At 66.7% G+C, this 13430-nt stretch carries 13 protein-coding genes; 4 read left to right on the top strand and 9 right to left on the bottom strand.

The annotated features are described in order from the left end of the window. Window positions 1-75: 75 nt before the first annotated feature. From maiA to ACFSCU_RS10040, 3 genes are all read right to left on the bottom strand, one after another. Entirely contained in the window at window positions 76-711 is a 636-nt protein-coding gene (gene maiA, locus ACFSCU_RS10050) for a maleylacetoacetate isomerase (protein ID WP_180551130.1), read from the bottom strand. A gap of 251 nt (window positions 712-962) precedes the next feature. Further along, window positions 963-1673, bottom strand: a complete 711-nt coding sequence (locus tag ACFSCU_RS10045; protein WP_180551129.1) for a YiaD family glycine zipper/OmpA-like lipoprotein — start codon at window positions 1671-1673, stop codon at window positions 963-965. A gap of 153 nt (window positions 1674-1826) precedes the next feature. Continuing rightward, window positions 1827-2273 (bottom strand): MarR family winged helix-turn-helix transcriptional regulator, encoded by a 447-nt coding sequence (locus ACFSCU_RS10040; RefSeq protein ID WP_333705548.1) that lies wholly within the window; start codon window positions 2271-2273, stop codon window positions 1827-1829. 46 nt (window positions 2274-2319) lie between these two features. On the opposite strand from ACFSCU_RS10040, the gene ACFSCU_RS10035 reads away from it, so the two are divergent. Genes ACFSCU_RS10035 through ACFSCU_RS10020 form a run of 4 tightly spaced genes read left to right on the top strand, consistent with a single transcriptional unit; the run spans window position 2320 to window position 5204 of the window. Then, on the top strand, window positions 2320-2865 hold the full coding sequence (locus ACFSCU_RS10035) for an NUDIX hydrolase (protein ID WP_180551128.1): 546 nt from the start codon (window positions 2320-2322) through the stop codon (window positions 2863-2865). A gap of 9 nt (window positions 2866-2874) precedes the next feature. Continuing rightward, window positions 2875-3639, top strand: coding sequence for a leucyl/phenylalanyl-tRNA--protein transferase (aat, locus tag ACFSCU_RS10030; protein WP_180551127.1), 765 nt, complete (start codon window positions 2875-2877; stop codon window positions 3637-3639). After that, complete coding sequence (locus ACFSCU_RS10025) at window positions 3636-4403, top strand: arginyltransferase (protein WP_333705544.1); 768 nt, start codon at window positions 3636-3638, stop codon at window positions 4401-4403. The genes aat and ACFSCU_RS10025 overlap by 4 nt, the downstream gene beginning before the upstream one ends. An 18-nt stretch (window positions 4404-4421) precedes the next feature. Then, complete coding sequence (locus ACFSCU_RS10020; protein ID WP_180551126.1) at window positions 4422-5204, top strand: IclR family transcriptional regulator; 783 nt, start codon at window positions 4422-4424, stop codon at window positions 5202-5204. A 90-nt stretch (window positions 5205-5294) separates the two neighbouring features. On the opposite strand, the gene ACFSCU_RS10015 is transcribed toward ACFSCU_RS10020, so the two are convergent. The 6 genes from ACFSCU_RS10015 to ACFSCU_RS09990 form a co-directional block, all read right to left on the bottom strand. Further along, window positions 5295-6623: a serine hydrolase gene (locus tag ACFSCU_RS10015; RefSeq protein ID WP_377560589.1), complete on the bottom strand. Its 1329-nt coding sequence runs from the start codon at window positions 6621-6623 to the stop codon at window positions 5295-5297. 120 nt (window positions 6624-6743) lie between these two features. Further along, window positions 6744-8282, bottom strand: coding sequence for a 2-isopropylmalate synthase (locus ACFSCU_RS10010; protein WP_180551125.1), 1539 nt, complete (start codon window positions 8280-8282; stop codon window positions 6744-6746). A 228-nt stretch (window positions 8283-8510) separates the two neighbouring features. Then, a complete protein-coding gene (pssA, locus tag ACFSCU_RS10005; RefSeq protein ID WP_333705538.1) occupies window positions 8511-9395 on the bottom strand; it encodes a CDP-diacylglycerol--serine O-phosphatidyltransferase in 885 nt (294 codons plus the stop codon). A gap of 164 nt (window positions 9396-9559) precedes the next feature. Beyond that, window positions 9560-10576, bottom strand: coding sequence for a ketol-acid reductoisomerase (gene ilvC, locus ACFSCU_RS10000; protein WP_377560588.1), 1017 nt, complete (start codon window positions 10574-10576; stop codon window positions 9560-9562). Window positions 10577-10650: 74 nt separating this feature from the next. Then, window positions 10651-11142: an acetolactate synthase small subunit gene (gene ilvN / locus ACFSCU_RS09995; RefSeq protein WP_180551124.1), complete on the bottom strand. Its 492-nt coding sequence runs from the start codon at window positions 11140-11142 to the stop codon at window positions 10651-10653. Window positions 11143-11366: 224 nt separating this feature from the next. Beyond that, a complete protein-coding gene (locus ACFSCU_RS09990; RefSeq protein WP_180551123.1) occupies window positions 11367-13145 on the bottom strand; it encodes an acetolactate synthase 3 catalytic subunit in 1779 nt (592 codons plus the stop codon). Window positions 13146-13430: the final 285 nt, after the last annotated feature.

The following is a 13430-nucleotide window of genomic DNA, read 5'->3' as shown; positions in this document are numbered from 1 at the left end:
GCCGCCTTCCAACGTGCGTCACCCTTCCCGCAAAGAGAAGGGGGAAGCGGCGTTCGCCGCGCAGGGGGATGCCCCTTATTCCGCATCGGGGCAGGCGGAGGGCTGCGCCTTCTGGAAGGCATTGAGTTGCATGCAGGCGTCGAACACGGCCATGGTGCGCGGCAGGCCGCTCAGGTCGCAGTCGAAGCGCTGGGCGTTGAAGATCTGCGGCACCAGGCAGCAATCGGCCAGCGTGGGCGTGTCGCCGTGGCTGTAGGTGCCGGGGCGCTCGGCCAGGCGCGCCTCGTACGACTGCAGGCCCAGGCGCACCCAGTGCTTGTACCAGTCGTTCTTCGCGTCGTCACTCGCCTTCAGGTCGTTGACGAGGTACTTCAACACGCGCAGGTTGTTCAGCGGGTGGATCTCGCAGGCCACGATCTGCGACAGCGCGCGCACGCGGGCGCGGCCGGCGGCGTCGGCGGGCAGCAGCGCGGGTTGCGGGTGGGTTTCGTCGAGGTATTCGATGATGGCCATCGACTGCGTCAGGCGCTGGCCGTCGTCCAGCTCCATCAGGGGCACCAGCCCTTCGGCGGTGAGGGCGGCAAACTCGGGCTGCTTCTGCTCGCCCTTGGCCAGGTGCACGGGCACGTAGTCGTAGGCCAAGCCCTTCAGGTTGAGCGCGATGCGCACGCGGAACGAGGCGGAGGAGCGGAAGTAGTTGTAGAGCTTCATGCCGCCGATTATGGCGTTGGCCCGTGGCGCCCGCCGCGCCGGCACGCATGCGGCAAGCAGCGGTCTGGCCGGGCGGCGCTACCGGGATGCAATGGCACAGGCAACATATACTCCCCATGCACCTAGCCGCCAGCGCCCGCCAAACGGGCGCTGCACAGGCATACTCCCCATAAACAACAAAGCACGCCAAGCCTGCAAGCCTGGCGTGCTTGTTCACTGGAAGGCAGGGGCGCACAGGGCGCCCCGCCCGCTCAGCGTGCCGGTGCGCCGACCGGCGTGTTGTAGGTCGGCACCGGGGCCGGCGCCGGCGCGGTGGCCACGTTGGCGCGCTCGGCCAGGAAGATCTCGACGCGGCGGTTCTGCGCGCGGCCGTCGGCGGTGGCGTTGCTGGCCACGGGCTCGCGCGAGCCACGGCCTTCGGTGCGGATGATGCGCGAGTCGGCACCGCGCGACACCAGGTAGTCGCGCACGCTGTTGGCGCGCTGCACCGACAGCGGGTCGTTGATGGCGTCGCTGCCGGTCGAATCGGCGTGGCCGACGATGAACACCTCTGTACCGGGCTGCTGGCCCAGGCCGTTGGCGAACTGGTCCAGGATCGGACGCAGGTTGGGCTGGATGTCGGCGCGGCCGGTGGCGAACGAGATGTCGTTGGGGATGTGCAGCTTGAGCTGGTTGTCCGGCGTCTGCGTGACCTGCACGCCGGTGCCGGCGGTGGCCTGCTGCATCTGCTGGCGCTTGTTCTCCATGTACTTCGACCAGGCGTATCCGCCCAGCGCGCCCACGCCTGCACCGACGGCGGCGCCGCGCCCATCGCCGATCAGGCCGCCCGCAGCGGCACCCACGCCGGCACCGATGCCGGTGTTGCGCTGGGTTTCGGTCATGTTGGCGCAGCCGGTCATCACGACGGCGGCGGCCGTGGCGGCGAGGATCAGGCCGCGGCCCGAGGTAACGATGGTCTTCATGCGAGTTTCCTTTCTTGATGCGGGCGAATCCGCGTGCGGCGGATCCGGATACGGCGGCGCGTGAATCGGCGGTTGACCCGCATTCCCTGCCACGGCTAAGGATTTAACGAGACCGCCCCGCGCACGGTTGTAGGACGCGGCCTCATGACGCAGTCAGGTGGCCAGGCCGCGCGGGTGATGCGTGACCAATTTGCGCAACAGCGCCGTCAGTTGCGCCTGCTCCTGCGCGCTCAGCGGCGCCAGCATGCGCTGCTGCACGGTTTCAACGACGGGCTTCAGCGCGGCGGCGGCCTGCTCGCCCTCGGCGGTCAGCCACAGCAGCTTGCGCCGCCGGTCGGCCTGGTCGGGCTGGCGGCGCAGCCAGCCCCTGCGCTCCAGCCGGCCGATGACCGAGCCGATGGTGGCCGCATCGAACGCCACGCGCTGGGCCAGCGTGATCTGGTCGATGCCGGACTGCTCCAGCAGCGCATTGAGAATCGCGAACTGCACCGGGGTGACCGTGTGCGCCCCCACCTCCTCGGCGAAGACGGCGACGGAAATCTGGTGCGCACGCCGGATCAGGTGACCCGGCGCCTGTTCGAACTCGAAGCGGTTGGACATGGTGGCCCAGTGTAGCCACCAGCGCCCCGGCTACACTGCCGCAACGATGCATCGCCACACCATCCAGCATTGCCGCAGCTGCGGCACGGCCGTCGAATACCGCGTGCCCGACGATGGCGACACGCGCGAGCGCGCGGTGTGCCCGGCGTGCGGCACCATCCACTACGTGAACCCGCTGCTGGTGGTGGGCACCGTGCCCTACTTGGGCGACCGGGTGCTGCTGTGCAAGCGCGCCATCGAGCCGCGCCACGGCAAGTGGACGCTGCCGGCCGGCTTCATGGAAATGGGCGAGACCATGGTGCAGGGCGCCGCGCGCGAGACTGCCGAGGAAGCTGGCGCCGAGGTGGAGATGGGCGCCTTCTTCAGCGCCATGAGCATCCCGCGCGTCGGCCAAGTGCATGTGTTCTATCTGGCCCGGCTGCTGAGCGACCGGTTCGACCCGGGCCAGGAGTCGCTGGAAGCGCGCCTGTTCGCCGAGGACGAGGTGCCGTGGGACGAACTGGCCTTTACCACCGTGCGCGAAACCCTGAAGTGCTTCTTTGCCGACCACCGGCGCGGCCAGTACGGCGTGCACGACGTCGACATTGCCTGACGCCACCCCATGAACCACCCGCGGCCGGCACTGGCGCTGCTGCAACCGGGCGAGCCGTTTCCGCCGCTGTCGCAGGCCTGGCCCGAAGGCTCGCCGGCGCCGGGGCTGATCGCCGCCGGCGGCGCGCTGGACGTGCCCACGCTGGTGGCGGCGTACACCAACACCATCTTTCCCTGGTTCAGCGAGGGCGAGCCGATCCTGTGGTGGAGCCCCGACCCGCGCATGGTGCTGCAGGTGCAGCAGTTCCGGCTGCACCGCTCGCTGCGCAAGGCAATCCAGCGCTTTCGCACCGATGCCGCGTGCGAGATCCGCGTGGACACGGCGTTCGATGCCGTCATCGATGCCTGCGCCGGCGCCTGGCGGCGTGGCCAGTCGGGCACCTGGATCGGCCCCGAGATGCGCGCCGCCTACGCCGCGCTGCACCGCGCCGGGCACGCACACAGCGTGGAGACCTGGATCGACGGGCGGCTGTGCGCCGGCCTGTACTGCGTCGGCGTCGGTCGCGCGGTGTTCGGCGAATCGATGTTCACCGACGTTCCCGATGGCTCGAAGATCGCGCTGGCGGCCCTGGTCGCGCTGTGCCGCCGGCACGGGCTGCCGCTGATCGACTGCCAGCAGAACACGGCGCACCTGGCCTTCATGGGCGCCGCCGAAATGCCCCGCGCCGACTTCGCCGCCGCGGTGCAGGCACTGGTGCCCCAGCCTGCACCGGCCTGGCATTTCGAGCCCGTATACTGGAACGCATTGATGCCTCCCAGCCCCGCTGACCGGTGACGCACCTCAAGGATCTTCCGCTCCAGGCTCTGCAGTTCTACGCCACGGCACCCTACCCGTGCAGCTACCTGCCGGGCCGGCTGGCGCGCTCGCAGGTGGCCACGCCCAGCCACCTGATCAACAACGACGCGTATTCCGACCTGGTGCTGGGCGGCTTTCGGCGCAGCGGCATGTTCACCTACCGCCCCTATTGCGACGGCTGCAGCGCCTGCGTGCCGGTGCGGGTGCTGGCGCAGCAGTTCCAGCCCGACCGCAGCCAGCGCCGCGCCCGCGCGCGGCACGCCCGGCTGCAGGTGCGCGTGCTCAAGCTGGGCTACGTGCCCGAGCACTACCAGCTCTACCTGCGCTACCAGTCCGGCCGCCACACCGGCGGCGGCATGGACCACGACAGCGTGGACCAGTACACCCAGTTCCTGCTGCAGAGCAACGTCAACTCGCGGCTGGTGGAGTTTCGCGAGCCAGGCTTGGACGGCGCGCCGGGACGCCTGCGCATCGTGTCCATCGTCGACGTGCTGAACGACGGGCTCTCGGCCGTCTATACCTTCTATGAGCCCGATGCGCGCGCCAGCTACGGCACCTACAGTATCCTGTGGCAGATCGAGCAGGCCCAGGCGCTGAACCTGCCCTATGTGTACCTGGGCTACTGGATCGAGGGCAGCGGCAAGATGGCCTACAAGGCGCGCTTTCAGCCGCTGGAGCGGCTGGAGCAGGGCCAGTGGCGGCGCGCCACCGGCGCCTCGGCACTGCTGGCGCCCACCGCCTGAGCCGCGCGGAGCCCTCGCATGCGCCGATCCCGCCCCGACACCCACCAGACGCCGACCATCCAGGTGATCGAGCGCATGTTCGCGCTGATCGACGTGCTGGCGTCGCGCCAGGAGCCGATGTCGCTCAAGGAGATCAGCGAGCAGACCGGCCTGCACCCGTCCACCACGCACCGCATCCTGAACGACCTGACCATCGGCCGTTTCGTCGACCGGCCCGAGGCCGGCAGCTACCGGCTGGGCATGCGCCTGCTGGAGCTGGGCAATCTGGTGAAGGCGCGGCTGTCGGTGCGCGATGCCGCGCTGGCGCCCATGCGCGAGCTGCACCGCCTGATCCAGCAGCCGGTGAACCTGAGCGTGCGCCAGGGCGACGAGATCGTCTACATCGAGCGCGCCTACAGCGAGCGCTCCGGCATGCAGGTGGTGCGCGCCATCGGTGGCCATGCGCCGCTGCACCTCACGTCCACCGGCAAGCTGTTCCTGGCCGCCGACGAGCTGCAGCGCGTGCGCGCCTACGCCACGCGCACCGGGCTGGCCGGGCACACGCGCAACAGCATCACGCAGTTGCCGGTGCTGGAACGCGAACTGATCTCGGCCCGCCAGTCGGGCGTGGCCCACGACAACGAAGAGCTGGAGCTGGGCGTGCGCTGCATGGCCGCCGGCATCTACGACGACCAGGGCAAGCTGGTGGCGGGCCTGTCGATTTCGGCCCCCGCGGACCGGCTGGACGACGCCTGGCTCGGCAAGCTCAAGCAGACGGCGCAGCAGATCTCGATCGCCCTCGGCCACGACGAGCGCGCCTGAGGGCGCCCGCCTTCATTTTTTGGATGATATTGGACTGAAAACTGCGCCCATCAAGCGCCAAAAGCTATTAATAAAATAGCGACTAGCAACTCAACCAGCGTAGGCATTGCCGGCGGCGGTGGTGAGTGGGCGCTGCTCCTCCACCCAGCGGCGCACGCGCTCGGCGTCGGCCAGGCGGCTGTACTTGCCGCTGGAATCCAGGAACACCATGATCAGCTTGCGGCCCGCCACCTGCGCCTGCATCACCAGGCACTGGCCGGCCTCGGAGATGTAGCCGGTCTTCTGCAACCCGATGCGCCAGTCGGGGCTGTGCACCAGGCGGTTGGTGTTGTTGTACTGCAGCACGCGGCTGCCCACGGCCACCTCGTAACCGTGCGAGGTGGACAACTGGCGCAGCAGCGGATCCTGCGACGCGGTGTTCACCAGCGTGGCCAGGTCGAACGCGCTGGAGCGGTTGCCACTGGACAGGCCCGTGGGCTCCACGTAGCGCGTGTCCTTCATGCCCAGCATGATGGCGCGCGCGTTCATCAGGCCGACGAAGCGCTGCAGGCCACCCGGAAAGGTGCGGCCCAGCGCGTGCGCGGCGCGGTTCTCGCTCGACATCAGGGCCAGGTGCATCAGCTCGCCGCGCGTCAGCGTGGTGCCGACGGCCAGGCGCGAGCGGCTGCCCTTCTCGGTGTCGATGTCTTCCTCGGTGATGGTGATCATCTCGTCCAGCGGCAGGCGCGCGTCGGACACGATCAGCCCGGTCATCAGCTTGGTGAGCGAGGCGATGGGCAGCACGGCGTGGTCGTTCTTGCTGAACAGCACCTCGTGCGAATCCTGGTCCATCACCAGCGCCACGCTGGATTTCAGCTCCAGCGGGTCGTCCACCGCCCGCAGGCCGGCCATCTGGCCGAACGACAGGCGCGCCGGGCGCACCTCTTGCGGCGCATGGGCCGCCACCGGGCGCAGCGACAGGCGGGTTTCCTGGGCGGCCACGCGGGTGACCCGCTCTTCGGCGCGATTGTTCTTGGCCGCCAAGGTGCGCTGCACGCGCTCCTTGCCGCGCGCCACCTGCTGCTTGCCGCCCTGGCGCTGGGCCACGTTGCGTTGGCCGGATTTCTGCCCGCGCGGGCCCGCCTTGGCGGTCGTTGCCTCGGCCTTGCCGCCCTTGCCTTTGGCCGCCGCTTGGCGCGCCGGCGCTTCCTTCTTGCCGCGTGCGTCGGCCTTGGTCGTTTTTTGGGCTGCAGCCTTGGGCGCCGCCGCCGCCGCCGACTTGGCCTTGGCGGATGCGCGGGTTTCGGCGGCTTTGGCCGGTTTCTTGGCCGGCGCGGCCGTGGCCGGCACCAGCACGGCGAGGCTCAGCACCAGACCTGCAGAAGCCAGGCCCACCCCACGCCACCAAGGCGCCAACCGTTGTCTGAGCGCACCACGCATCGCTTTTCCCCAAACCAGAACCACCAATGGCGAGCAAGTGTACTGAAACAGAAAAAGGGATGCAATATCATTGACTTGCATCCCTTTCCTAAGGCACTGTGTTAAATAACAGTGGCAATATCAGCCTTGTGCCGCCACACGGTCAGATTTGTCGTGTAACTTGTTGAGGGCACTCAGATATGCCTTCGCAGACGCGACGATGATGTCGGGGTCGGCCCCCACACCATTGACCACCCGGCCCGAGCTTTGCAGCCGCACCGTGACCTCGCCCTGGCTCTCGGTCGAACCGCTGATGGCGTTGACCGAATACAGCACCATTTCGGCCCCGCTTTGCACGTGCGACTCGATGGCTTTCAACGATGCATCCACCGGGCCGTTGCCCTGTGACTGCCCGCGCACCTCGTCGCCGCCCACGGTGAACACGATCTCGGCCTGCGGCATCTCGCCGGTTTCGCTGTGCTGCGCCAGCGAGATGAAACCGTAGTGCTCCTTCTCGGCGGTCACGCTCTCGTCGCCCACCAGTGCCAGGATGTCTTCGTCGAAGATCTCGCTCTTGCGGTCGGCCAGTTCCTTGAACTTGGCGAACGCGGCCATGATCTCGCCCTCGGATTCGAGCATCACGCCCAGTTCCTGCAGGCGCTGCTTGAAGGCGTTGCGGCCGCTGAGCTTGCCCAGCACGATCTTGTTGGCGCTCCAGCCCACGTCTTCGGCGCGCATGATCTCGTAGGTGTCGCGCGCCTTCAGCACGCCGTCCTGGTGGATGCCGCTGGCGTGCGCGAAGGCGTTGGCGCCCACCACGGCCTTGTTGGGCTGCACCACGAAGCCGGTGACCGAGCTGACCATCTTGCTGGCCGGCACGATCTGCGAGGTGTCGATGCCCACTTCCAGGCCGAAGTAGTCCTTGCGCGTCTTCACCGCCATCACGATTTCTTCGAGCGAGCAGTTGCCGGCGCGCTCGCCCAGGCCGTTGATGGTGCACTCCACCTGCCGCGCGCCGCCCACCTTCACGCCGGCCAGGCTGTTGGCCACGGCCATGCCCAGGTCGTTGTGGCAGTGCACCGACCAGATGGCCTGGTCGCTGTTGGGCACTTTCTCGCGCAGGGTCTTGATGAAGTTGCCGTACAGCTCGGGGATGGCGTAGCCCACGGTGTCGGGGATGTTGATGGTGGTGGCGCCCTCCTTGATCACGGCCTCGCAGATGCGGGCCAGGAAGTCGATGTCGCTGCGGTAGCCGTCCTCGGCGCTGAACTCGATGTCGCCCATCAGGTTGCGCGCGAAGCGCACGGCCAGCTTGGCCTGCTCGAACACCTCGTCGGGCGTCATGCGCAGCTTCTTCTCCATGTGCAGCGGGCTGGTGGCGATGAAGGTGTGGATGCGGCCGCGGTTGGCGCCCTTCAGCGCCTCGGCGGCGCGGGCGATGTCGCGGTCGTTGGCGCGCGAGAGCGAGCACACCGTCGAATCCTTGATCGCCTCGGCGATGGCCTTGACGCACTCGAAGTCGCCGTTCGACGATGCCGCGAAGCCGGCCTCGATCACGTCCACCTTCAGGCGCTCGAGCTGGCGCGCAATGCGCAGCTTCTCGTCGCGCGTCATGCTGGCGCCGGGCGACTGCTCGCCGTCGCGCAAGGTGGTGTCGAAGATGATGAGCTTGTCGGTCATGGGGTTCTCCAGATAAACGATGAGGTGAGGACCTGCGAGCGAAAAACGTTCAAGAACAAAAAAGGCCCGCTGCAGGTGCAAACGGGCCTTTACAGGAAAAAGTCGCGCGCGCTACTGATCCCGCCCGTTCGGCGTTGCCAGTAGTAGAGCCAGCGACTTGTTCATAGGGGAAGAAATGTAGCACAGGAAATGCCGCGGGCGCACGTTGGTGGTTTCACCAGCGGCGCTTCAGTCCTCGTGCAGCCCGCGCTCGTCGGGCTCGTCGGTCGAGGTGCTGACGATGCTGGCGTGCTGCCCCTTGGCGCGCCGCCACGCGTAGATGACGTAGCCCGACAGCGCATAGCCCACGAACAGCACGAACAGCATGGTGGCCGGCTCGATGCTGATCACCGCGAACAGCAGCGCCACCAGCACCAGCACCACGAAGGGCACGCTGCGCCGGCCGCCGAAATCCTTGAAGCTGTAGTACGGAATGTTGGTGACCATCGTCAGGCCGGCGAACAGGGTGACGGCAAAGGTGGTCCACGCCAGGTCGGCGCGGGCAATCGGCTCGCCGCCGAACACCGACATCAGCGCGCGGAACAGCGGCACCTCGCGGTGCGCGATCAGCATGGCGCTGGTCAGCCAGATGAAGCCCGCCACCAGCGCGGCCGCGGCCGGCGAGGGCAGGCCCTGGAAAAAGCGCTTGTCGACCACCGAGGTGTTGACGTTGAAGCGCGCCAGCCGCAGCGCCGCGCAGGCGCAGTAGACGAAGGCGGCGATCCAGCCCCAGCGGCCCAGCGGGCGCAGCGCCCATTCATACGCCAGCAGCGCGGGCGCGGCGCCGAAGCTGACCATGTCGGCCAGCGAGTCCATCTGCTCGCCGAAGGCGCTTTGCGTGCCGGTCATGCGCGCCACGCGACCGTCCAGGCTGTCGAGCACCATGGCGGCGAAGATGCCGGTGGTGGCCAGGTCGAAGCGCCCGTTCATCGCCATCACGATGCCGTAGAAACCGCCGAACAGCGCGGCCAGCGTGAACAGGTTGGGCAGCACGTAGATGCCCTTGCGACGGCGGCGCACGACGGGCGCCGGCTCGTCGGCACCGGAGGGCTGGGAACGCTGTGGATCAGTCATCAAATCGGGTTTTGCGCCCGCCAGTCAAGCACGAGCAGCTACAAATAAATGAGTATCGACCGGCACTTCCAGCCGGCATCACCTCAGTGTAACGAATCGCTTTAACGACGAAGGCCACGCGAGCGTGGCCTTCGTCCGCATCACTGCAGTGATCGGTTCAGCGATCAGTTGCGGGTCTGGTCGACCAGCTTGTTCTTGGCGATCCAGGGCATCATGGCGCGCAGCTTGCCACCCACCACTTCGATGCTGTGGTCGGCCGTGTTGCGGCGGCGGGCCGTCATGCTGGGGTAGTTCAGGCGGCCTTCCTGGATGAACATCTTGGCGTATTCGCCGTTCTGGATGCGCTTGAGCGCGTGGCGCATGGCGGCGCGCGACTGCTCGTTGATCACCTCGGGGCCGGTCACGTACTCGCCGTACTCGGCGTTGTTGCTGATCGAGTAGTTCATGTTGGCGATGCCGCCCTCGTAGATCAGGTCGACGATCAGCTTCAGCTCGTGCAGGCACTCGAAGTAGGCCATCTCGGGCGCGTAGCCGGCCTCGACCAGCGTCTCGTAGCCCATCTTGATCAGCTCGACAGCGCCGCCGCACAGCACGGCCTGTTCGCCGAACAGGTCGGTCTCGGTCTCTTCCTTGAAGTTGGTCTCGATGATGCCGGCCTTGCCGCCGCCGTTGGCCATGGCGTAGCTCAGCGCCAGGTCACGCGCCTTGCCGCTCTTGTCCTGGTGCACCGCCACCAGGTGGGGCACGCCGCCGCCCTGGGTGTAGGTGTTGCGCACGGTATGGCCGGGCGCCTTGGGCGCGACCATCCACACGTCGAGGTCGTCGCGCGGCACGACCTGGTTGTAGTGCACGTTGAAGCCGTGGGCGAAGGCGAGCGAGGCGCCCTTCTTGATGTTCGGCGCCACGTTGTTGGTGTAGACCTCGGCGATCTGCTCGTCGGGCAGCAGGATCATCACCACGTCGGCGGCCTTCACGGCGTCGTTGACTTCCATCACCGTCAGGCCGGCCTTCTCGACCTTGGGCCAGCTGGCGCCGCCCTTGCGCAGGCCTACCACGACCTTGACGCCCGAGTCGTTCAGGTTCTGCGCGTGCGCATGGCCCTGCGAGCCGTAGCCGATGATGGCGACGGTCTTCCCCTTGATCAGGCTCAGGTCGCAGTCTTTGTCGTAGAAAACTTTCACGTGGTTTCTCCTTAGGTCACTTGATTGCTATATAAACATGAGCTTACAGCGCCCGTCAGGTGGGCGCTGCAGCCTCAAATCCTCAACAGTCGCTCGCCGCGCCCGATGCCGCTGGCGCCGGTGCGCACGGTTTCCAGGATGGCCGACTTGTCGATGGCGTTCAGGAAGGCGTCGTGCTTGGTCTGGTCGCCCGTCAACTCGATGGTGTAGCTCTTGTCGGTCACGTCGATGATGTGGCCGCGGAAGATGTCGACCATGCGCTTCATCTCCTCGCGCTCCTTGCCGACGGCGCGCACCTTCACCATCATGTGCTCGCGCTCGATGTAGGCGCCTTCGGTCAGGTCGACCACCTTCACCACCTCGATCAGGCGGTTCAGGTGCTTGGTGATCTGCTCGATCACCTCGTCGGAGCCGCGCGTCTGGATCGTCATGCGCGAGAGGCTTTCGTCCTCGGTCGGCGCGACGATGAGCGATTCGATGTTGTAGCCACGGGCCGAGAACAGCCCCACCACGCGGGACAGCGCGCCCGCTTCGTTTTCGATCAGAACGGCAATGATGTGTTTCATGGGATTCCTCTTCTCGCCGCCCTCCCCCGCAGCCGGTAAGCGGCGGGCTTGGCGGGCAATAGATTCGTCTGGGGAAATCTGATTGATATTAAAAATATAGCTGCTTGCGCCCGTAAGCAAAGGATTTCATACTATTTTCTCTTGAAACCCTTGCTGGACAAGCGCAACCAACTATGAATTAATGAGCGCCCGGCATGCATGCGCCAGCCGGATGCGCCATCGCTTCAAAGGTCTTCCACCCCCAGCAGCATCTCGGTGATGCCCTTGCCAGCCTGCACCATGGGGAAGACGTTTTCCGTCGGGTCGGTGCGGAAGTCCATGAACACGGTGCGGTCCTTGAGCTTGCGCGCCTCGCGCAGCGCCGGCTCCACGTCCTGCGGCCGCTCGATCAGCATGCCGACGTGGCCATAGGCCTCGGCCAGCTTCACGAAGTTGGGCAGCGCGTCCATGTAGCTGTGGCTGTAGCGGCCGGAGTATTCGATCTCCTGCCACTGGCGCACCATGCCCAGGTAGCGGTTGTTCAGCGCCAGAATCTTGATCGGCGTGTTGTACTGCAGGCAGGTGGACAGCTCCTGGATGCACATCTGCACCGAACCCTCGCCCGTCACGCAATACACCTCGCTCTCGGGTTTGGCCAGCTTGATGCCCATGGCGTAGGGAATGCCCACGCCCATGGTGCCCAGGCCGCCGGAGTTGATCCAGCGGCGCGGCTCGTTGAACTTGTAGAACTGCGCTGCCCACATCTGGTGCTGGCCGACGTCGGACGTGACGTAGGCATCGGCGTCCTTGGTCATATCCCACAGCGTCTCGATGACCTTCTGCGGCTTGATGACGTCGGTGTTGGCGCGGTCGTACTTCAGGCAGTCGCGGCTGCGCCAGCCCTCAATGGTCTTCCACCAGTCGGCCAGCGCGGCCTCATCGGGCTTGCTGCCGGCTTCGCGGATCATGCCGATCATCTCGGTCAGCACGTCTTTCACGTCGCCGACGATGGGCACGTCGACCTTCACGCGCTTGGAGATGCTGGACGGGTCGATGTCGATGTGGATGATCTTGCGCTCGTTCTGCGCGAAGTGCTTGGGGTTGCCGATCACGCGGTCGTCGAAGCGGGCGCCCACGGCCAGCAGCACGTCGCAGTTCTGCATGGCGTTGTTGGCTTCCCAGGTGCCGTGCATGCCCAGCATGCCGACAAAGCGCCGGTCGGTGGCCGGGAAGGCGCCCAGGCCCATCAGCGTGTTGGTGACCGGGTAGTTGAGCAGATCGACCAGGGCGCGCAGTTCGTCCGTCGCATTGGCCAGCAGCACGCCGCCGCCGGTGTAGATGTAGGGGCGCTTGGCGCTCATCAGCAGCTGCAGCGCCTTGCGGATCTGGCCGCTGTGGCCCTTGCGCACCGGGTTGTACGAGCGCATTTCCACGCTCTCGGGGTAGCCCTTGTAGGGCACCTTGTTGAACGACACGTCCTTCGGCACGTCCACCACCACCGGGCCGGGGCGGCCCGAGCGCGCGATGTGGAAGGCCTTCTTCATCACCTCGGCCATGTCGTGCGCGTCCTTGACCAGGAAGTTGTGCTTGACGATGGGGCGCGTGATGCCCACGGTGTCGCATTCCTGGAAGGCGTCCTGCCCGATGGCGGTGGTGGAGACCTGGCCGGTGATGACCACCAGCGGAATCGAATCCATGTAGGCGGTGGCGATGCCGGTGATGGCGTTGGTGACGCCGGGGCCGGAGGTGACCAGCGCCACGCCCACGTCACCCGTGGCGCGCGCAAAGCCGTCGGCGGCGTGCACGGCGGCCTGCTCGTGGCGCACCAGCACGTGCTGGATGGTGTCCTGCCTGTAGAACGCGTCGTAGATGTGCAGCGCTGCGCCGCCGGGGTAGCCCCAGACGAATTTCACGCCCTCGGCCTGCAGGGCCTTGACGAGGATTTCAGCACCACGGAGTTCGGAGGAGTCGCTGCCGGCGGATGCGGCGGCGGCCGATTTGAGTTCGGCTTTGGAGATTTCCATTTTTGATCAACCTTTCGAGAATTTCTCTGACGAAATACCTTGGGTGCCCCTTGCCAGCCCTTGTGAGGCCGCTTCAGGACTTGAGGCCATGCGCCATGGGCCGGGACTGCTTTCCCGCCGGACGATGACCCGTTTGCCTTTTTTGACTGCAATGCGGATTATCGCACTGCAACATGGCCAGCGCCAGCGCCAGCCGCGAATCTGTGGCGGCCGGGTGCCATAATCGCGGCCAGAAAGAGGGATGGGCGCCGCCGAAGGCGCGTCCACCACGCCGCAGTCACTGCG

This window comes from Ottowia beijingensis, from assembly GCF_042680925.1.
Lineage (GTDB): Bacteria > Pseudomonadota > Gammaproteobacteria > Burkholderiales > Burkholderiaceae_C > Ottowia > Ottowia beijingensis.
This window is presented reverse-complemented; position numbering and strand designations above follow the sequence as displayed.

Coding starts and splice junctions, on each gene's coding strand:
- aat (WP_180551127.1), top strand. CDS start 2,875: ATGAACCACCCGCGGCCGGCACTGGCGCTGCTGCAACCGGGCGAGCCG.
- pssA (WP_333705538.1), bottom strand. CDS start 9,395: ATGACTGATCCACAGCGTTCCCAGCCCTCCGGTGCCGACGAGCCGGCG.
- ACFSCU_RS10015 (WP_377560589.1), bottom strand. CDS start 6,623: ATGCGTGGTGCGCTCAGACAACGGTTGGCGCCTTGGTGGCGTGGGGTG.
- ACFSCU_RS09990 (WP_180551123.1), bottom strand. CDS start 13,145: ATGGAAATCTCCAAAGCCGAACTCAAATCGGCCGCCGCCGCATCCGCC.
- ACFSCU_RS10035 (WP_180551128.1), top strand. CDS start 2,320: ATGCATCGCCACACCATCCAGCATTGCCGCAGCTGCGGCACGGCCGTC.
- ACFSCU_RS10010 (WP_180551125.1), bottom strand. CDS start 8,282: ATGACCGACAAGCTCATCATCTTCGACACCACCTTGCGCGACGGCGAG.
- ACFSCU_RS10020 (WP_180551126.1), top strand. CDS start 4,422: ATGCGCCGATCCCGCCCCGACACCCACCAGACGCCGACCATCCAGGTG.
- maiA (WP_180551130.1), bottom strand. CDS start 711: ATGAAGCTCTACAACTACTTCCGCTCCTCCGCCTCGTTCCGCGTGCGC.
- ACFSCU_RS10040 (WP_333705548.1), bottom strand. CDS start 2,273: ATGTCCAACCGCTTCGAGTTCGAACAGGCGCCGGGTCACCTGATCCGG.
- ilvN (WP_180551124.1), bottom strand. CDS start 11,142: ATGAAACACATCATTGCCGTTCTGATCGAAAACGAAGCGGGCGCGCTG.
- ACFSCU_RS10045 (WP_180551129.1), bottom strand. CDS start 1,673: ATGAAGACCATCGTTACCTCGGGCCGCGGCCTGATCCTCGCCGCCACG.